The sequence below is a fragment of the Rhodospirillales bacterium genome, assembly GCA_023898805.1.
In the GTDB taxonomy this organism is placed as follows: Bacteria; Pseudomonadota; Alphaproteobacteria; order Micavibrionales; family UBA1664; genus UBA6145.
The window spans coordinates 621,473-639,842 of record CP060260.1 but is presented as its reverse complement, the minus strand read 5'-3'; the positions used below and the strand labels follow the sequence as shown (position 1 = coordinate 639,842).

Below are 18,370 nucleotides of genomic sequence, written 5' to 3'. Positions count from 1 at the left end.
TTTGTTGCTGCCGGTTTCCCGCCGGTTTCGCATCGCCCCAAATGCTTCAAACCGCGCCGCCCGCAAGGTGGTTTTTCAAGGATTTATACGGCCCATGCTGAACCTGACCGCCTCCATTCCCGACCAAGACCGGGATCTTTCGCCGCAAATCACCGTTATCGGCGTGGGCGGTGCCGGCTGCAACGCCGTCAACAACATGATCGCCAGCAAGCTGGAGGGGGTGCGCTTCATCTCCTGCAACACCGACGCGCAGGCGCTCAAGCACAGTCTTTCGCAAACCCGGCTGCAACTGGGGTCGCGCATCACGTCGGGCCTTGGCGCTGGGTCCAAGCCTGAAATCGGCCGCGCCGCCGCCGAGGAATCGATCGACCAGATCATCGCCGAAATGGAAGGCGCGCACATGGTGTTCATCACCGCCGGGATGGGCGGGGGCACCGGCACCGGCGCCGCGCCGGTCATCGCGCGCGCCGCGAAAGAGGCGGGCATCCTGACCGTGGGCGTGGTCACCAAGCCGTTCCATTTCGAGGGCGCGCACCGTATGCGCATGGCTGAAACCGGGCTTTCGGAGATGCAGCAATACGTCGATACGCTGATCGTCATTCCGAACCAGAACCTGTTTCGCATCGCGAACGAAAAAACGACTTTCGCCGAGGCGTTCAAACTGGCCGACTCTGTTTTGCAATCCGGCGTGCGCGGGGTCACCGACCTGATGGTCATGCCGGGCTTGATCAATCTTGATTTCGCGGATGTCCGCAGCGCGATGATGGAAATGGGCAAGGCGATGATGGGCACCGGCGAAGCCACGGGCGAGCGCCGCGCGGTCGAGGCCGCGGAGCGTGCGATCAACAATCCGCTGCTCGACGACATCTCGATGAAGGGCGCGAAGGGCGTCATCATCAACATCACCGGCGGCTACGACATGACCCTGTTCGAGGTGGACGAGGCGTGCAACCGTATTCGCGACGAGGTCGACGCCGACGCCAACATCATCTTCGGATCGACCTTCGACGAAGGGCTGGAAGGCGTGATGCGTGTGACCGTGCTGGCCACCGGTATCGATACCGAAGGCGCGCGCCGCCAGCGTCCGATCCGTGGCTCCAACACCAATGCGGTCGCGCCGCAAGGCGTGCAGCACGCCACGGAACAGCGTCCGATGCCGCAGCAGGGCACGCTTTCAGGTCAGCCGATGGGCATGGATTATTCGGCCGCGTCCGCGCCGCAAGGTGGTATGTACGGTTCAGCCAGCGGCGTGCAATCGCAACTGGTGGTGCCGCCTTTGACCTCGCGCGTTTCGGCGCCTGCCATCGCGCAGACCCCGGTTTACGCGCAGGAAGGCACGACGATGCGCAAAATCGAAACCGGCGGCGGCGATATGTATCAACAAGCCGAGCTGGGGATCGCGCCGCAGGGCGCGCCCGCCGGTTACGGCGCAGGCACCTACGGTGCGGGGCAGCCTACGGTCGCGGCCTCAGCTGCCGAGGTCAACCGCGGTATCCGCCATGCCGGGGCGTTCATTCCGCCGCGTCCGGTCGATCCGGAAAGCGCGCGCGGTTTCGGCGGCGCGCAGGTGCCCGCGATGCCGTCCCCGCAGCGTCCGCAAATGCCGGTGTTCGAGGATGACAACGCCTTCGCGCCCGATCTGTCGGCACGGCCCGCGGGGTTGCAGCTCAACCCGCCGGTGCCGGGTCAGCGTTCGGCCAGAAAACCGTCGCTGTTCGACAAGATCGCGGGCATGTTCTCGGAACATGACGACGATGCGGGCGACGACCAGGATGGCGGCGCGCACGGTTCGCAAGGCGGCACGGCGCAGGGCGGGGGGCTATTTTCCAGCTTCGCCGTGCGGCGCGGCGGCGGCCAGGCCATGGAAGCCGCGCCTATGCAGCAAGTCCAACCGCAGCAACCGATCGTGACACCGGCCGTTCAGGCTCAACCACCGGTCCAGCAGCCGCAGCAGCAGGCCGCGCCGGGCGCCGATCTGGATATTCCGGCCTTCCTGCGGCGGCAGGTTTCGTAAGGCCGTTTTCAACCAATACGAAAGCCCGCCGGTCATGGCGGGCTTTTTTATCGATAACCAAAGGTCAGGACCATGGATTGTTCCGCCATCGTGTGCCGTCTTTTCAAGCCGGAGGAATGGGGGATTTTGCGCGATATCCGTTTAAGCGCGCTTAAGGACACGCCGCAGTTTTTCGGCAGTAATTTCGCCAGAGAAAAGGATATGCCAGAGGTGTACTGGCGGGAAACGGCGCATTCGGAAAACTGTGTCACCGCCGGACTTTTCGACGGCACGCAGGTCATGGGCATCATGGGGATCGCCACGATGAAGGCGGATGCCAGCGGCGAAAGCGCGGTTTTATGGGGCACGTATATCAGCCCGGCATGGCGCGGCCGTGGGTTGGCGAAAAAGCTGTATGGGGTTCTTTTGGCGTATGCGGCAGCGCGCGCGGACTGGAAACATGTTTATATCTCGCATCACGAAAGCAACGCGGCATCGCGGCGCGCGACCCTGTCGCAGGGATTCGTTTATTCGCACAACGGAAACACCGCCCGCGCTTATGACGGCGTGAGGGATGTCGAGATGTTTTACACGCTTGAGCTTGCGACTATCCGCAGGTGATGTCGCGGATCACGCCTTTTTTGTCGAGTTTGAAATTGACGCGGTTGGCGACAAAATCACCCGAAACGGCGTTGCCGGGCACGATAATGCGGGTGGGCGACTTGAACTTGATCTTGTCGAGTTCGCTGACCGGCTTGCCGATCAGGCCTTTGGGGAATTCGCAGGTGTTGGGCGGCGCGTCATAGCCTTTTTCCTCGCGCACGATCTGGCTTAGGGTTTCACCTGTTCCGCCGCCCGTGCTTGCGCAAGCCGCAAGGCCGCAAGCCGACAGGAGGAGCGCGAGGGTCAAAAAGCGTTTTACAACAACATTTTTCATGGTGTGTCTTTATAGCGGGTCTGTAACATTGCGCAACAGGCGGTGATTATTCCTTTTGAACAGGTTTCCGTAGCATGAACGTTGAGATAACGGGTTTCGTTCCCGCCAGCCTTTTACAAGACGGTCGTTTACGCCATGCAACACACGCTCAGACAGCCTTCGGCGGTCATTCGCGGCACCGGCCTGCACACAGGGCGGGTCAGTGCGGTTCAAGTGCTGCCCGCGCCGCAGGACACCGGAATCGTGTTCGAGCGCAAGGATCTGGCCGGTATCGCGACCTATGTTCCGGCGCTGTACGACCGGGTGGCGGCGGAAAAATCGACGCGTTGCACATTTCTGGAAAATGAAGCGGGCGTGATGGTCCAGACCCCGGAACACCTGATGGCCGCGCTGGCCGGGTACGGGATCGACAACGCCATCGTCCAGATCGATGGGCCGGAGGTTCCGTTGATGGACGGCAGCGCCCAGCCCTTCCTTGCCGCGCTTATGGATGCGGGGCGCAAGCAGCAGGGCGCGCGCGACGTCATCGAGATATTGAAGACCGTGCGCGTGCAGGACGGCGACAAATTCGCCGAGCTTCGCCCGCTTGCACCGGGGCAGGGCGCGCATCTGCATATCGATTACAGCATCGCCTTTGACCGGCTGGGCGCGCAGCACATGACGCTGGATCTGACCGACGTTTCGGCCTTCGCGCAGGTCGCGGATTCGCGCACCTTCACCAAGCGTTCGGATGTCGAAAAACTGCTGGCCGCAGGCCTGATCAAGGGCGGGTCGATCGACAGCGCCCTGATCATCGACGATATGCCGGGCGCCGACGGAGCGCCCGCGCCGGACGTGTTTTACAACCGCGCGCGCCATGCGGACGAGCCCGTGCGGCACAAGATCATGGATGCGATCGGCGATCTGGCGCTAGCCGGACGGCCGATCATCGGCCAGTTCGTGTGCGCCTATGGCGGGCACGCGTTGACCAACCAGTTGTTGCGCGCCTTGTTCGATACGCGTTGCGCGTGGCGCACGGTGCGCGAGCTTTCAGGCATCCAAACCCCGGTTCCCGCGGGTATTTTCGCCGCTGAAACCGGCGATTTCGCTCGCCTCTAGACACTCCCTTATCCCGCCGATATTCTGGCCCCGTTCAAGAAACACGTTCTTAACGACGGTGGTGGTTTTATGCGTATTTTCCTGTTACTCGCCTTCGTGCTGACGCTGGCCGCGTGCGGCACCAGCAGCAAAAAGCAGGAGGACGCGGCGCTGACCGCCGATCGCCCGGTCGAGCAGATCTATAACGAAGCCGCCGACGCGATGGACGCGAACAGCTACCGCAAGGCGGCGAAGCTGTTTGCCGAGGTCGAACGCCAGCACCCTTACTCGCAATGGGCAACGCAGGCCGATTTGATGCGCGCCTTTGCCCTGTACAAGGATGCGCAGTATGACGAGGCGGCGGTGACGCTTGATGATTTCATCCGGCTGCATCCAGGATACAAGGACATCGATTACGCGTATTACCTGCGTGGGTTGTGCGATTACGACCAGATCACCGACGTCAAGCGCGATCAGGAAACGACGGCGCAGGCCTTGCAAAGTTTCGACACGCTTTTGCGCCTGTTCCCGGAAAGCAAATATGCGCGCGATGCCAAGCTTAAGCGCGATCTCACACTTGACCACCTGGCCGGCAAGGAAATGGATATCGGCCGGTATTACCTGACGCGCGGCTATTACACCGCCGCGGTCAAGCGTTTCATGGTCGTGGTGCATGATTACCAGACCACCACCCACGTGCCCGAAGCGTTGCACCGGCTGGTGGAGGCGTATCTGCACATGGGGCTGGTCGACGAGGCGACGCGCGTCGCGGCGGTGCTTGGCTATAACTATCCGGGCAGCAAGTGGTATGCGGATTCCTATCGCATCCTTAACCCGCAACAGCGTGAAAAGCTGATGGACGACCGCAGCTTCAAGGACCGCACCATCGACGCGCTGTTCAAGCCGGAATAGCGATTCCGAGCCGGAAAACGCCGGTTCGTGCTAGGAATAGGGGATGTTGCAACGCCTTTCCATTCGTGACGTGGTGCTGATCGATGCGCTGGACATCGAGGCAGGGGCAGGGCTGTGCGCCTTGACCGGCGAAACGGGCGCGGGCAAATCCATCCTGCTGGACGCCTTGGGTCTTGCGCTGGGTGCGCGGGGGGATGCGGGGTTGGTACGCGCGGGCGCGGCGCAGGCCAGCGTCGGTGCGGTGTTTCAACTGCCGAAAGATCACCCGGTTTTCGCGCTGCTGGACGAACAGGGAATCGCACATGAAGGCGACGGCGCATTGATGTTGCGCCGTCAGATCGCCGCCGACGGGCGCAGCAAGGCGTTCATCAACGACCAGATGGCCGGCGTGGCGCTTTTGCGCAGCGTGGGCACGCTTGTGGTCGATATTCACGGACAATTTGAAACTTACGGGCTTATGGACGCACGCATGCATCGCGCGACGCTGGATGCGTTCGCGGGGGCGGATTCGCGGCGCGTGCGTGAAGCGTGGGATTCATGGCGCGGGGCGGAGGCGGAACGCGCCGCGCTTTGCGCGCAGATCGTCGAAGCGCGGCGCGATCAGGAATACTGGCAGCAGGCAGGCGACGATCTGGGCGCACTGGCCCCACAGGCGGGGGAGGAGGACGCGCTGCACGCGCGGCGCACGCAATTGTCGGCGCGTGCGCAGATCGAGGCGGCGTTCACCGAGGCGCGTGCGATGCTGGAGGGCGAGGCCGGGGCCTTGGCCATGCTTAACCGCGCATGGAAAACCCTTGATCGCGCGGCGGGCAAGGCGGGCGAAGGTTTACGTGCCGCGACCGAGGCACTGGACCGCGCCGGGGGCGAGATGAATGCGGCGCTGGAGGTGCTTGAGCGTTGGTTCGACGCGGGCGAGGGCGGGCCGGACACGCTTGAGGCGGTGGACGACCGGTTGCACGCGCTGCGCGCGGCGGCACGTAAATTCCAGTGCCGGGTCGACGACCTGCCCGCGCTGCAGGAGGATATCGCGCGGCGGCTGGCCGCGATCAGGGATGATGACGGGCGGCTGGCTGCGCTGGAGCGTGCGGCCTTGTCCGCGCGGCGGGTGTACGAGGATGTTGCGGCGGCGTTGAGCAAGCAGCGCGTGGCGGCGGCAAAAAATCTGGATGCGCGGATCATGGCGGAGCTTGCGCCGATCAAACTTGAAAAGGCGCGGTTTGAAACGAAAATCACCGCACTGCCAGAGGATCAATGGGGGCCGGATGGCCGCGAAAGCATAGAGTTTCTGGTCGCCACGAATCCCGGCACGGCAGCAGGGCCGATCGAAAAGGTCGCATCGGGCGGCGAGCTGTCGCGATTCATGCTGGCGATCAAGGTGGTGCTGGCCGCAAGTTCGCCGGTCGCGACGCTGGTGTTCGACGAGGTCGATTCCGGTCTGGGCGGTGCCACGGCCGACGCAGTGGGCGAAAGGCTGTCCGCTTTGGCCCATGCGGGGCGGCAGGTTCTGGTGGTGACGCATTCGCCGCAGGTGGCGGCGCGCGCCGATCATCACTGGATCGTCGCCAAGGGCGCGAATGACGGTGCAATACGCACTACGTTGTATGTGCTGGGTGAACGCGCATCGCGGGCGCAGGAAATCGCGCGGATGATTTCGGGCGCAAACGTCACGCGCGAGGCGCTGGCCGCCGCAGACCGGCTGTTGCAGGAGGCGTCGTGAGCGCGGACGATAACGGCGAACAGCGGGAGGCGCAGGCGCGGCATGCGGCGTTGGCGGCGGCGCTGGCGCGGCACGACGCGCTGTATTACCAGAAAGACGCGCCGGAGATCACGGACGCCGAATATGACGCGCTGCGGCGCGAGATCGAGGCGATCGAGGCCGCGCATCCCGAACTTGCCGGTCCGCAAAGCCCGACCCGGCGCGTGGGCGCCCGGCCTGCGGGCGGTTTTGGCAAGGTGCGCCATCTTGTGCCGATGCTCAGCCTTGGCAACGTATTCAGCGCGGAGGAACTGGACGAATTTTTCGCGCGCGTGCGTAATTTCCTGAATCTGCCGGAAGGCGCCTGCGTTGCGTTTCTGGGCGAGCAGAAAATCGACGGGTTGTCGTTATCGCTGCGTTACGAGGGACGAAAACTGGTGCAGGCCGCGACGCGCGGCGACGGCGAGGAGGGGGAGGACGTCACGGCCAATGTGCGCACGCTTTCCGATTCCGAAATTCCGCAAAGCCTGCCCAAGGACGCGCCGGACAGCATCGACATCAGGGGCGAGGTGTATATGACCAAGGCCGCGTTCGCGGCTTTGAACACCGCGCAGGCACAGGCCGGGCGGCCCCTGTTCGCCAATCCGCGCAATGCGGCGGCGGGTAGTCTAAGACAACTGGATTCCGGCATCACGGCGGGGCGGACGCTTGGTTTTTTTGCCTATGCGCTGGGTGCAAGCGCCATGCCCGTGGCCGGATCGCAGGCCGGGATTCGCGCGGCGCTGTTGCGTTGGGGGTTTCGTGTGCCGGAGCCATCCATCGTTGCCGACACGGCAGCGGGATTGATGGCGTATTACGAGCGTATCGCGGCGCTGCGCGCGGATCTGCCGTATGACATAGACGGCGTGGTGTACAAGGTCGACGATCTGGCGTTGCAGGCGCGGCTTGGCTTTGTCGCGCGTGCGCCGCGCTGGGCCGTTGCGCATAAATTCCCGGCGGAAAAGGCCGTGACGCGGGTCAACGCCATCACCGTGCAGGTCGGGCGCACGGGCGTTCTGACGCCGGTGGCCGAGCTTGAGCCGGTCAATGTCGGCGGGGTGCTGGTTTCGCGCGCGACGCTGCATAACGAGGACGAGATCGCGCGCAAGGACATCAGGGTGGGCGACAGCGTAACCATCCAGCGCGCGGGCGATGTGATACCGCAGGTTCTGGGGTATCTGCCGGACAGGCGTCCGGCGGATTCGCAAGCGTTTGAATTTCCGCATGTCTGTCCTGCATGCGGGTCGCAGGCCATCCGCGAGGAAGGCGAGGTCGCGCGGCGCTGCACCGGCGGTTTGATCTGTCCGGCCCAGGCGGTCGAAAGGTTGCGGCATTTCGTGTCGCGCGGTGCCTTAGACATCGAGGGCATGGGCGAAAAGATCATTCAAGAATTATGGACGGAAGGGCTGGTGCGCTCTCCCGCCGATATATTCAGGCTGGAGGCGCGGGATAAAGACAGTCTTACGCCCTTGCGCGCGCGGGAAGGCTGGGGCGAGGTTTCGGCACGCAACCTGTTCGCGGCGATCGCGGCGCGGCGGCATATTCCGCTTGACCGGTTCGTCTATGCGCTGGGGATTCATCAAGTCGGCGAGGCGACGTCGAAAAAACTGGCCAAAAACTATCATGACATTGCGGCGTTGGCGGCGGCGATGCGCGCGGCGCAGGACGAAAGCGGCGAGGCCTATGCACGGTTGGTCGAAATCGATGATATCGGGCCGAGCGTGGCGGACGATCTGATCGGGTTTTTCACCGAGGCGCATAATATCGCGCTGCTCGACGATCTGCTGGCGCAGGTCGCGGTCGAGGATTTCGTCGCGCCAGACACCAGCGGCAGCAAGGTTGCGGGTAAGACCGTGGTGTTCACTGGCACGCTGGAGACGATGTCGCGCGACGAGGCCAAGGCGCAAGCCGAGCGGCTGGGCGCGAAAGTTTCAGGCAGCGTGTCGTCGCGCACCGATTACGTGGTGGCCGGAGCGGATGCTGGATCGAAACTGAAAAAGGCCAAGGATCTGGGTGTCGCGGTTTTGAGCGAAGCCGAGTGGCGGGAATTGGCACGTTGAAGCGCGCGAATCCATGGCTCGGTTTCGCAATCGGCGTCGAATTTGCGTCACGATAATACCCCGGACAAGCCGGGGTATGCGCGATCATTCGGATGCTTTAGTAGGAACGGCGGAGTTCGCCGAGTTTTTTCATCGCGGCGTCATAGACCGCCCCGGCCTCGCGCCGTTCGGTGAAGCCCTTGCCGCCGCTCATGCGGGTGAGGGAGTCGTCGAGCGCCTTGGAAAGTTCCTCCGCCACCTGAAGGTCGCGTTGTTCAAGCGCGAGTTGCAGGGCGTGCAGGATGCGGTCGGAAAGGCGTTTGAATTCGAGTGGCATCAGGCCTGCTCCATCCGCAGTTTGTCCAGGGTCTTCATCGCGGCGTCGTAATCGGTGGTGAAATCGCGGCGTTCGACATAGCGGTGGCCATCGGGGGTGCGGGTCAGTGCGATTTCAAGCGCGCGCGCAAGACGTTCGGACACGACCAGATCATTCTGTTCCAGCGAAAGCTGCAGGGCGTACAGGACACGGTCGGAAAGGCGTTTGAATTCCATGGCATTAGATTACTGCGCGGGCACATGCTTGGCAATATAACCCATGTCACATAAATCGACTGGATTATGTGGCCGCTCATACGCCGCTTAGGCTTCGCGCGCATAAGCTCGCGCGGCGACGGTCGTCGCCGTTTTAGCCGCTCATACGCCGCTTAGGCTTCGCTCGCATAAGCTCGCGCGGCGACGGTCGTCGCCGTATGGTGCGGCATATCGTGGTCGTTTTATATGAACCGCGCCGTAAAAGCCTCGAACCCGGCCCAGAACAAATCGCGATATTGATCACGCTCCATCATGACCTCGTGCAGGGCGCCGGGAACGGGCAGAATTTCGACGTTCGGCAAATACCGGGCGGCGCGGTCGATGGCTGGATTGGCGATCACCGCGTCGGCACCGGAACGAACCATCAGGCAGGGCGTGTGGACGGATGCCAGATAATCTGGCTGCGCGGCAAGGCGCATGGTTCGGAATGCCGCGCGCACCCATTGCATCGTCACGCCGCCCATGCGCAGTTCCGGTTTGTGGGTCATCCAGTATTTCTGCATCGCCGCGCGCTCAGGGTCGCTGGTCAGCAGGCGCAGGCCCAGCGTCATGCGTTCGGCGCTCCACGGGCCGTTGCCGGGGGCGTAGGATTCGTCCATCCCGATCGCGCACAGCGTTTCGGCCAGCGGCCCCCCCGCCCAGTCCGGAACCGGCAGGCCCAGCATCGGCGCGGTCATCACCGCCGCCACGAACAGGTCCGGACGGTCGTGCAACAAGCGCAGGCCGATCTGTCCGCCCATGGAATGGGCGAGCATGATGCGCGGCAGATTGGCAGGCAGGGGGGCGCGGGCGATAAAGGCCTCGGCGTCGGCGACATCAAGCGCGAAATCGTCGTGGTGGCGCCGGGCGCGGTCGCCCGCGCGCCAGGACAGGCCCTGTCCGCGCCAGTCGATGCAGGCCAGCGCGAAATCACGGCGCAGCAGGTCGTGCGCGACCTCGAAATATTTTTCGGCATATTCGGAAAGGCCCGGCAGGATATAGATGCAGGCGCGCGGATTTTCAGGTGCGGCCCAGCCAAGGCGCAGAAATTGCCCTGGACGGGTTTCCAGCCGGTCGGTCCATTGCCAACCGGCGGGGATGGTAAAACGCTCGGGAAGATTTTGCATATTGCAGTAAAACCTGTTATTGCACCAGCATGGCAGAGGCCGCAGAAAAACCAAAGGGCGAAGCGCCTGATTTACGGTACCAGTTTACGCTGGCCGCAATCGGGCCGTATGTCGTCATTCGGCTTCGCGATCCCGACCGGCGCGCGCAGATCTATCACTACGACAAGGATAAGTCGAAAGAAGGCCGGCTTTCGCTGTTGCTGGGTTATGCGGCTGCGCTCTCTGTCGTTTGGAAAGCAAGCGCTTACGTGGCCGTGCGCTATCCCTGGCAGATGGGTCTTCCGGCTTCGCTTGCCGTCAGCGTTTTCATTGCGATGGTTTCCCCGTTGCCGGGCCGGGTGGTGTTGCGAAACCGTTTCAGCGAAGTGGCGAAATCAAAAAACTTCAATGATTTCGCAGGTATCACGTTTCCGATCAGTGCCCAGACCCATGCGGCGATGCTTGCGGATTTGCAGGCGAAAAAATTCCGGTTTTATTCCTCGGGGCTGTATAACTGCGCGCATTTTTTCACCGGGCTGATGCGGCGGCACGGATTGCCCGCGCCCACGGGCATCATCCAGACGCCGGGCAGCACGCGGCGCTGGATCCGCGCACAGCGCGCCTTGAGGCGTTCGGAAGCGTCGGTGCCGGCGCTTACTGTTCCAACGCCTTGATGATGTCCTCGGACATTTTCTTGGCGTCGCCAAGCAGCATCATCGTATTTTCGTTGAAGAAAAGCGGGTTATCGACACCGGCGTAACCCGTGCCGAGCGAGCGTTTGACGAACAGCACCGTTTTGGCTTTTTCGACATCAAGCACCGGCATGCCGTAAATCGGCGATTTTGGGTCGTTCTTGGCGGCGGGGTTGGTGATGTCGTTGGCGCCGATGACGAAAGCGACGTCGGTTTGCCCGAAATCGCGGTTGATGTCGTCAAGTTCGAGCACGTCGTCATAGGGCACGTTCGCCTCGGCCAGCAGGACGTTCATGTGGCCGGGCATCCTGCCCGCGACGGGATGGATGGCGTAGCGGACCTGCACGCCTTCCTTCTTGAGTGTATCGGCCATTTCGCGCAAGGCGTGCTGGGCCTGCGCCACCGCCATGCCGTAACCGGGCACGATGATCACCGAGGCCGCGTTTTTCAGGATGAAGGCCGCGTCCTCGGCCGAGCCGATCTTGACCGGCCGGTCGCCGCTTGCGGCGGCGGCACCGGAATCCGCCGCATCGCCGCCGAACCCGCCGAGCAGCACGTTGATGAAAGAGCGGTTCATGCCCTTGCACATGATGTAGGAAAGAATGGCGCCGCTGGCGCCGACCAACGCGCCGACGATGATCAGCAGCGGGTTTTGCAGCGTGAAACCAATGCCCGCCGCCGCCCAGCCGGAATAGGAATTGAGCATCGAAACGATGACCGGCATGTCGGCCCCGCCGATCGGGACGATCAGGGTGATGCCCAGCACCAGCGCCACGGCGACGATGGCGAAGAACACGAAATTCCATTCGGTCGCGCAGAAGGCAAGGATGAGCACCAGCATCGCGCCGCCAAGCGCGGCGTTGAGCATGTGCTGGCCCGCGAAGGTCAGCGGCTTTCCGGAAATCAGGCCCTGAAGCTTGCCGAAAGCGATGATCGACCCCATGAAGGTGATCGCGCCGATGGCGGCGCCGAGCGACATTTCGACCAGCGAGGTCAGCGCGATGGCCCCGCGCGAACCGATGCCGTAGGCGATGGGGTTGTAAAGCGCGGCGGTGGCGATGAACACGGCGGCAAGGCCGACCAGCGAGTGGAAGGCGGCCATGAGTTGCGGCAGCGCGGTCATTTCAACCTTTTTGGCGATGCCCGCGCCGACCATGCCGCCAAGCGCGATGCCAAGCAGCGGGGTGATGTTGGCGTCGACGACGTCGAGCGAGAAGGTAGTGACGATCGCGATCGCCATGCCCAGCATGCCGTAAAGCACGCCGGTGCGGGCGCTTTCGGGCGAGGACAGGCCGCGCAGCGCCATGATGAAGGCGATGGCGGCGACGAGATACAGCAGGGCAGGCATGGTGGCCATTATTTTTTCGCCCCTTCCTTACGTTTGAACATGGAAAGCATGCGGCGGGTGATCAGGAAGCCGCCAAAAATGTTGACCGAGGCGAGGACGATCGCCATGAAGCCGAGCAGGGTGGAGAACCAGTAGCTGTCCTGCGGGGCGGCGGCGATAATGGCGCCGACGATGATGACCGAGGAAATCGCGTTGGTGATGCCCATCAGCGGCGAGTGCAGCGCGGGGGTCACCCGCCAGACCACGTAGTAACCGACAAAGCAGGCAAGCACGAAAATCGTGATGCCGGTCATCAGGAAGTTTTCGTGGCCGTTTCCGTAGTGCTGGGCCTGAAGGGCGACGTTGCCCGCCAGCGTGGTCATGTCCTGCGCCAGATCGGCGGAGCGCATGGCCAGGTCGCGGGCGTCCTGGATCAGGGTTTCGGAGGACATGATCAGGCTTCCTTGGATTCGGGTTTGCGTTTGAAAGCCGGTTTGTCGTCGGCTTTTTGTTCCGCCTTGGTTGGCGCTTTCGGTGTTTCGGATTTCGGCGTTTCCGCTTTTTTGGTTTCGGATACGCCACCAAGCAACTTATGGACCGCCTTGCCGTTATGGATCAGGGTGAAGCCCTGAATGATTTCATCCTCGAAATTAAAGACGGGCGCGGTTTTTTCCTTGCCCAGCAGCAGCGTCACGACATTGAGGACGTTGCGTGCGTAAAGTTGCGAGGCGTCAACCGCGATGCGTGCGGGCAGGTTGCCGTAGCCGATGATGGTGACGCCGTGTTTTTCGACGACCTTACCCTTTTCCGAAAGGGGGCAGTTGCCGCCGGCCTCGGTCGCCATGTCGACGATCACCGAACCCGGCTTCATCGATTTGACCATGTCGGGCGTGACCAGAACCGGCGCGGGGCGGCCGGGGATCAGGGCGGTGGTGATGACGATGTCCTGTTTCTTGATGGTTTCGGCGATCAAGGCGGCCTGCTGGCGCTTGTAATCCTCCGACATTTCCTTGGCGTAGCCGCCGGCGGTTTCGGCCTGTTTGGTTTCCTCGTTCTCCACCATCACGAAGGTCGCGCCGAGCGAGTGGACCTGTTCGCGCGCGGCGGCGCGCACATCGGTCGCCGAAACGACGGCACCCAGACGCCGCGCGGTCGCAATCGCCTGCAACCCGGCGACGCCCGCGCCCATGATGAAAACGCGCGCCGGTGCGACGGTGCCCGCGGCGGTCATCATCATCGGCATGGCGCGGCCATAGATCGACGCCGCCTCGATCACCGCGCGGTAGCCGGCAAGGTTGGCTTGCGAGGAGAGCACATCCATCGCCTGCGCGCGCGTGATGCGCGGCACGAGTTCGAGTGCGACGGCGGAGGCGCCGGTGCGTTCAAAGCGCGCGGCATCGCGGAACTGATAGGGCGACAACATGCCGATCAGGGTCGCGCCGGGTTTCATGCGTTCAAGAATATCGGCTTCGGGCTTTTGCACGCACAGGACGATGTCCGCGTCCTTGAGCGCGGTCAGCGCGTTGGGCACGATCCTGGCGCCGGCGGAAGCGAAGGTGTCGTCGCTGATCGCCGCGGATTCGCCCGCACCGGCCTGTACGGTCACGGATGCGCCCAGCGCCTCGTATTTGCGGACGGTTTCCGGCGTCGCGGCAACACGGGTTTCGTCGGGCGCGGTTTCCTTCAGGACAGAGATGGATAAGGCCACGGTCGCGGTTTCCTTGTGGTTCCGGTTTTTGACAAGCGGGGCCAGATTGCAACACTTTCAGCAGGTTGTGAAGCGTTATAGATCGTCTTTGTGCTTGAGCCACAGGACAAGGTCGGGCTCGGCCATCGGGCGGGCATAGAGATAGCCTTGCACCAGTTCGCAACCGTTTTTGAGCAGGATGTCCGATTCCTCTTGTTTTTCAACGCCTTCCGCGACGATGGACATGCCCAGACCCTTGGCCAGCGCGATGATCGCCTTGACCAGTGTCAGGCTGGCGTGGCTGGTGACCATTTCGACGACGAAGGAACGGTCGATCTTCATCGTGTCGATCGGGAAACGGTGCAGGTAAGAGAGCGAGGAATAGCCGGTGCCGAAATCGTCGAGCGCGACGGTCAGTCCCGCCTCGCGGCAGCGGCGCAGCGTGTTGATCGCGCCTTCCGGATCGTCGATCAGCATGCGTTCGGTGATCTCCAGCTTGACGCGCGAGGGATGCACGCCCGTGCCTTGCAGGGTTTCGGTGACGTGGTCGGCGAAATCCTCGGCCGCGAGGTCGAGGCCGGTGAAGTTGAGGGATATAAACCACGGATCGGGCAGGTCGTGGTCCATCTTCAGGCGGTTGAGCATGTAGACCGCCTCGCGCAGGGCCCATCGGCTGGCGTGGACGATCAGGCCCGAATCCTCGGCAATCGGGATGAACGTGGCGGGGCCGATCATGCCCTTGACCGGATGGTGCCAGCGCATCAGCCCCTCGAACCCCACGACCTGACCGTTCGCGATGTTGACGATGGGTTGGTAATGCAGGCGCAGCTGGTAACCCAAAATCGCTTCGCGGAAATCATGGGTCATCTTGATGGTTTCAAACGCCTTTTCGGAGACGGTGGCGGGTTTGGAATCGCCGCCGTCATCCTCGTCGTGCGCGATGCCGGAAAGCAGGGCGCGGTAGCGCGCGAGTATCGCGTGCACCACCATTTTCATCACCGGGTCTGCGTGTTCGAGGCGGCGTTCAAAATCCTCACGCCCGATGGCCAGCAGGGTACACGGCGTAATCGCACGTACCGTGGTCGGGCGCGGTTTGGAATCGACGATGGCCATTTCACCGACAATGCTGCCCGTGCCGCGTTTGCCAAGGGATTGCGGCGTCCCGCCGGTTTCGGAGAGGATCTCGACCTGGCCTTCCTCGATCAGGTAGGCGCTGTCGCCCGGATCGCCCTGTTTGAAGATCAGGTCGCCGGGGGCAAAAATCTGTCGTTTGGTGCGGATGGTCAGTGTCATGGCTTTGTCATGCTATCCGTCTGTCCGGTAAAGTAAAGATTGTTGACAGGGCGCATGGCTTCCTGTTAAACCCTGCGCCAGTTAAAGGATAAAAGGCCATGAAAGTCAGAAATTCGCTCAAAACCCTTAAGAAACGCAGCCGCACCTGCAAGATCGTCCGGCGCAAGGGTCGCGTATACGTGATCGACAAGGAAAACCCCCGCTATAAGGCGCGTCAGGGTTAAATTTCCCGTTATTCGGGACGAAGCAAGCCGCGTTGCCCACGCGGCTTTATTCATTTGAAGGCGCCAGTGGAGCGCATAAGAGTATTGTTTTGGCAGTCGGGCATTTGTTTGCTAATGCTGTGCATCATCACGAACGAGATGTCTTGAAGCAATGTTTTCAAAGCTGTTCAGCTTTGTTTCGGCCGACATGGCCATGGATCTGGGGACCGCAAACACATTGGTGTATGTGCGCGATCAGGGCATTGTGCTGAACGAGCCGTCGGTCGTCGCGATCAGCAATATCGACGGGCGCAAGCAGGTGCTGGCGGTGGGCAACGAGGCCAAGCAGATGCTGGGCCGCACGCCGGGCAACATTACCGCGATCCGGCCTTTGCGCGACGGGGTGATCGCGGATTTCGAAGTCGCCGAGGCGATGATCAAGCATTTTATCCGCAAGGTGCATAACCGTCGTTCATTCGTTTCCCCGGAAATGATCATTTGCGTGCCCACGGGGTCGACCGCGGTGGAGCAGCGCGCGATCATCGAGTCCGCCGAAAGCGCCGGCGCGCGCAAGGTCTGGCTGATCGAGGAGCCGATGGCCGCCGCGATCGGCGCGGGGTTGCCGGTGATGGAGCCGACAGGGTCGATGGTCGTCGATATCGGCGGTGGCACGACCGGGGTCGCGGTCATCTCGCTTGGCGGGATCGTGTATGCGCGTTCGGCGCGCGTGGGCGGCGACCGGATGGACGAGGCCGTCATCGCCTATATCCGTCGCGTGCACAATCTTTTGATCGGTGAAAGCACGGCCGAGCGCATCAAAAAGGAAATCGGCGCGGCCTGTCCGCCCGCCGACGGCGATGGGCGGACCATGCAGATCAAGGGCCGCGACCTGATGAACGGCGTGCCCAAGGAAACCGTGGTTACCGAACGGCAGATGGCGGAGGCGTTGGCCGAGCCGGTCAGCCAGATCGTCGAAGCGGTCAAGACCGCGCTTGAGAACACCGCGCCGGAGCTGGCCGCCGACATCGTCGACAAGGGTATCGTGATGACGGGGGGCGGATCGCTGCTTAAAAACCTCGATTACGTGTTGCGCTATGCCACCGGCTTGCCGGTCACCGTGGCCGACGATCCGCTGGCCTGCGTCGCGCTGGGCACCGGGCAGGCGCTTGAGGACCGGGCGGTCCTGCATGGCGCCTTGAAAACCGCCTGATTCGGCGTCAAGGGCAGTTATCCACAGGGAAGTTCTTCGCGTCCTTTTGCAACGTCTTGTAAAATACGGGTTTTTCGCCTACTCCTTGGATGAAAATTCAAGAGTTTTTGGGTTATTCCCTCGTGACCGGCAACCGCATCAACTATGTCCCGTATGCGAATACGTATGCCAGCCCCGCCATCGCGGCGAGCGGCGCACGGCGGCGCTTCTCTCTCTCTTTCGTTCTGATGGCCGCGGCGGCGGGGTTGATGACCGCGCATATGATCGCGCGTCCGTCACTCGACCGTTTGCAGCAAACCGTGTTCGACGTCGCGGCGCCGGCGATTGAGTTTGCGCAAAAACCGATCGAAGGGATCCGTGCCCGGTTGGACACTGTGGCGGAGTGGACACAGATGTCCAAAGACAACGCCGCATTGCGCGCCGAAAACGAAAAGCTCAAGGCATGGTATCAAGCGGCCTTGATGCTGCAATCCGAGAACAAGGCGCTGCGCGACCTGCTCAACGTCGACCGCCAGCAGGCCCAAAGCTTCATCACCACCCGTATCATCGCCGATGGATCCTCGACCTACGCCAAAAGTCTGGTGATCGAGGGCGGGCGCGATGTCGGCGTGTTCAAGGGGCAGGGCGTGGTTTCGCACGAAGGGCTTTTGGGTCGCGTCATCGAAACGGGCAGCCGTACCGCGCGCGTGCTGCTGTTGCAGGACATCAATTCACGCATCCCGGTGCTGGTCGAAGGCGCGAATGAACGCGCCATACTGGCCGGGACCAACGGCGACATGCCGACTTTGGATCATCTTGCCACGGGTTCCCAGATCCGCGCGGGTGAGCGCGTTGTCACTTCCGGCCTTGGCGGTCTGTTCCCTTATGGCATTCCGGTCGGCGAGACCGTGGCCAACGGCGACGGCGGCGTCGGCGTGCGTCTGTACGCCGCGCCGGAGCGCAGCCAGCACGTGCAGGTGGTCGATTACGGCATCAAGCCGCTTTTGGGCGATCCCGTCTTCTCCTCGACCGCCGCGGCGACGGACGCCGGTCTTGCCGAACCAAACTAAACGGCGGCGCGGTCACGCGCTTCCCGTACCGCCCGCGTTGCGCATGGCGCCGGCGGTGTTTTTGACATGTTTGTTCATCGTGCTTTCCGCGCAATCCTATCCGCTTTCCGCATCGGTTACGTTGCAGATGATACTGGTGCTGCACGCGTTGTATTACTGGACGATTTTCCGGCCTGCGCTATTTCCTGTATGGGCGGCGTTTCTGGCCGGGTTCGCGATCGACCTCGTGGGCGGATCGCTTCTGGGGCTTAACGCGTTCTTGCTGGTTTTGACCCAGATCGTCATCGGGCGGCAGCGGCGCTATCTGCTTTCCCAGCCCTTCGCCACGCAATGGGCCGGGTTTTTGGTCGTGTCGCTGGCATATGAAGGGGCGCGCTGGGCGGTCATGGGGCTGGTGACGTGGACGATTTTTTCGCCGGTGTCGGCGATGGCGTCGGCGGTGTGCAGCGGAGCCCTGTATGCCCTGAGTTCGTTTTTGATGACGGGGTGTCTGCGGCTGGTCGCGGGGCCGGGCCGTTCGGATATTCTGCAGGACTGATT

19 protein-coding genes are annotated in these 18,370 nt (G+C 62.6%); 11 read left to right on the top strand and 8 right to left on the bottom strand.

The genetic code is table 11. The features are described from left to right. Window positions 1-94: 94 nt before the first annotated feature. Window positions 95-2,014: a cell division protein FtsZ gene (gene ftsZ, locus H6866_03190; GenBank protein ID USO08232.1), complete on the top strand. Its 1,920-nt coding sequence runs from the start codon at window positions 95-97 to the stop codon at window positions 2,012-2,014. Window positions 2,015-2,086: 72 nt separating this feature from the next. Continuing rightward, window positions 2,087-2,614, top strand: a complete 528-nt coding sequence (locus H6866_03185) for a GNAT family N-acetyltransferase (GenBank protein ID USO08231.1) — start codon at window positions 2,087-2,089, stop codon at window positions 2,612-2,614. Here the strand turns inward: H6866_03185 and H6866_03180 are convergent. Further along, complete coding sequence (locus H6866_03180) at window positions 2,601-2,930, bottom strand: hypothetical protein (protein USO08230.1); 330 nt, start codon at window positions 2,928-2,930, stop codon at window positions 2,601-2,603. The genes H6866_03185 and H6866_03180 overlap by 14 nt on opposite strands. Before the next feature lie 135 nt (window positions 2,931-3,065). Here H6866_03180 and lpxC point away from each other — a divergent pair, with 135 nt between their 5' ends. The 4 genes from lpxC (at window position 3,066) to ligA (ending at window position 8,714) form a co-directional block, all read left to right on the top strand. Then, complete coding sequence (gene lpxC, locus H6866_03175; GenBank protein ID USO08229.1) at window positions 3,066-4,028, top strand: UDP-3-O-[3-hydroxymyristoyl] N-acetylglucosamine deacetylase; 963 nt, start codon at window positions 3,066-3,068, stop codon at window positions 4,026-4,028. A 69-nt stretch (window positions 4,029-4,097) separates the two neighbouring features. Beyond that, entirely contained in the window at window positions 4,098-4,919 is an 822-nt protein-coding gene (locus H6866_03170; GenBank protein ID USO08228.1) for an outer membrane protein assembly factor BamD, read from the top strand. 43 nt (window positions 4,920-4,962) lie between these two features. Then, entirely contained in the window at window positions 4,963-6,636 is a 1,674-nt protein-coding gene (gene recN / locus H6866_03165; protein USO08227.1) for a DNA repair protein RecN, read from the top strand. Beyond that, entirely contained in the window at window positions 6,633-8,714 is a 2,082-nt protein-coding gene (gene ligA / locus H6866_03160; GenBank protein USO08226.1) for an NAD-dependent DNA ligase LigA, read from the top strand. The genes recN and ligA overlap by 4 nt, the downstream gene beginning before the upstream one ends. A 97-nt stretch (window positions 8,715-8,811) precedes the next feature. Here the strand turns inward: ligA and H6866_03155 are convergent, their stop codons facing one another. From H6866_03155 to H6866_03145, 3 genes are all read right to left on the bottom strand, one after another. Beyond that, on the bottom strand, window positions 8,812-9,030 hold the full coding sequence (locus tag H6866_03155) for a hypothetical protein (protein ID USO08225.1): 219 nt from the start codon (window positions 9,028-9,030) through the stop codon (window positions 8,812-8,814). Next, window positions 9,030-9,245, bottom strand: a complete 216-nt coding sequence (locus H6866_03150; GenBank protein USO08224.1) for a hypothetical protein — start codon at window positions 9,243-9,245, stop codon at window positions 9,030-9,032. Before H6866_03150 ends, H6866_03155 begins: the two co-directional genes overlap by 1 nt. Window positions 9,246-9,466: 221 nt before the next feature. After that, window positions 9,467-10,390: an alpha/beta hydrolase gene (locus tag H6866_03145; GenBank protein ID USO08223.1), complete on the bottom strand. Its 924-nt coding sequence runs from the start codon at window positions 10,388-10,390 to the stop codon at window positions 9,467-9,469. Between the two features lie 29 nt (window positions 10,391-10,419). Between H6866_03145 and H6866_03140 the strand changes: the two genes are divergently transcribed. Next, entirely contained in the window at window positions 10,420-11,043 is a 624-nt protein-coding gene (locus H6866_03140) for a hypothetical protein (GenBank protein ID USO08222.1), read from the top strand. Here the strand turns inward: H6866_03140 and H6866_03135 are convergent. The 4 genes from H6866_03135 to H6866_03120 form a co-directional block, all read right to left on the bottom strand. Continuing rightward, the gene (locus H6866_03135; GenBank protein USO08221.1) at window positions 11,024-12,418 is read right to left on the bottom strand and encodes an NAD(P)(+) transhydrogenase (Re/Si-specific) subunit beta; all 1,395 of its coding nucleotides are present in this window, start codon (window positions 12,416-12,418) and stop codon (window positions 11,024-11,026) included. The genes H6866_03140 and H6866_03135 overlap by 20 nt on opposite strands. Beyond that, a complete protein-coding gene (locus H6866_03130) occupies window positions 12,418-12,840 on the bottom strand; it encodes an NAD(P) transhydrogenase subunit alpha (GenBank protein ID USO08220.1) in 423 nt (140 codons plus the stop codon). The genes H6866_03135 and H6866_03130 overlap by 1 nt, the downstream gene beginning before the upstream one ends. 2 nt (window positions 12,841-12,842) lie before the next feature. Next, on the bottom strand, window positions 12,843-14,096 hold the full coding sequence (locus H6866_03125; protein USO08219.1) for a Re/Si-specific NAD(P)(+) transhydrogenase subunit alpha: 1,254 nt from the start codon (window positions 14,094-14,096) through the stop codon (window positions 12,843-12,845). 75 nt (window positions 14,097-14,171) lie between these two features. Next, window positions 14,172-15,368: an EAL domain-containing protein gene (locus tag H6866_03120; GenBank protein ID USO08218.1), complete on the bottom strand. Its 1,197-nt coding sequence runs from the start codon at window positions 15,366-15,368 to the stop codon at window positions 14,172-14,174. A 98-nt stretch (window positions 15,369-15,466) separates the two neighbouring features. Here H6866_03120 and rpmJ point away from each other — a divergent pair, with 98 nt between their 5' ends. The 4 genes from rpmJ to mreD all read left to right on the top strand — a co-directional run bounded on the left by rpmJ (window position 15,467) and on the right by mreD (window position 18,368). Then, window positions 15,467-15,592 carry a 50S ribosomal protein L36 gene (gene rpmJ / locus H6866_03115; protein ID USO08217.1) on the top strand — a complete coding sequence of 42 codons (126 nt, stop codon included), beginning with the start codon at window positions 15,467-15,469 and terminating at the stop codon, window positions 15,590-15,592. 151 nt (window positions 15,593-15,743) lie between these two features. Further along, the gene (locus H6866_03110) at window positions 15,744-16,781 is read left to right on the top strand and encodes a rod shape-determining protein (GenBank protein ID USO08216.1); all 1,038 of its coding nucleotides are present in this window, start codon (window positions 15,744-15,746) and stop codon (window positions 16,779-16,781) included. A gap of 89 nt (window positions 16,782-16,870) precedes the next feature. After that, entirely contained in the window at window positions 16,871-17,830 is a 960-nt protein-coding gene (mreC, locus tag H6866_03105; protein ID USO08215.1) for a rod shape-determining protein MreC, read from the top strand. A gap of 55 nt (window positions 17,831-17,885) precedes the next feature. Then, on the top strand, window positions 17,886-18,368 hold the full coding sequence (gene mreD, locus H6866_03100; GenBank protein ID USO08214.1) for a rod shape-determining protein MreD: 483 nt from the start codon (window positions 17,886-17,888) through the stop codon (window positions 18,366-18,368). Window positions 18,369-18,370 lie beyond the last annotated feature (2 nt).